The sequence below is a fragment of the Helicobacter burdigaliensis genome, from assembly GCF_003670295.1.
GTDB classification, from domain to species: domain Bacteria; phylum Campylobacterota; class Campylobacteria; order Campylobacterales; family Helicobacteraceae; genus Helicobacter_D; species Helicobacter_D burdigaliensis.
Genome location: NZ_QXJG01000054.1, coordinates 1 through 835, shown reverse-complemented (window position 1 = coordinate 835; position 835 = coordinate 1). Strand labels below are relative to the sequence as shown.

The 835-nt window shown below is 29.6% G+C and carries 1 protein-coding gene; it reads left to right on the top strand.

Translation table 11 applies throughout. From position 1 onward, the window contains the following. Positions 1-825, top strand: an 825-nt coding sequence (locus tag EBF09_RS09000; protein ID WP_157978210.1) for a hypothetical protein, incomplete at its 5' end; no start/stop codon positions are given. Positions 826-835 lie beyond the last annotated feature (10 nt).

Here is an 835-nt window from a genome sequence, read left to right as displayed (position 1 = left end):
GGCTTAAGCGATGTAATCTTAAGTAGAGATGACTTTGATTCTTCTATTATTAGTGGTATCTTAGATGAAATCTTAAATGGAGAAATAAAAGTAGATATTACTAAACTCTTTACCTATGATAAAGAAACAGGAATAATCACTCTAAATACAGATTATTTAAAAACATTAGGAGGAGAAGATTATCAACAAGCCATAGATTTCTTAAAAGCTTTCTATTATAAAGATGAAAATAATAAAGATAATGAAGGCTTAGGAAACTATCTAGCAGGATTAGAAAATGCAAATGATTGGAAAAGCTTTTTAGAGGCAAATAATAAAATAACAATCTCTAAAAATGATTTTTTAAACTTCCTAAACAACAACCTGCAAACTAAAATCAAACTTTTTGAAGAATGGAAAAGTAATTATGAGCTTTATACTTCAGGACTTGCCACAGAAGAACAAATGAGAAACTTAGAGACTTGGTTTAAAAACAATGAAGCAACTCTAAAAGACTATCAAAACTTCTTAGACAATCCTATGTTAACAGATAAAGGAGAACATAACTTTACTTTAGGTAATGGTTCTTTAGCATTCATTAATGGAAGTGATTATAAAAACTTAAGCACTCCACCTAAAAAAGATGGAGGCGATGATCAAACCATCACTACTCCTCTAAAAGACATTAACTCTTCTATGCTAAACAAAGAAAAGGTAGTCTTAGTTAAACCTGCAGAAGAAGAAAAGCAAGCTTTAGATGAAGAGAAAGGAAGACTAAATTATAGCACTTGTGTTGTATCTGAAAACTTTAAAACAAATAATCCTTGTATGGCTGAGAGGATTTAAAATTCGTATT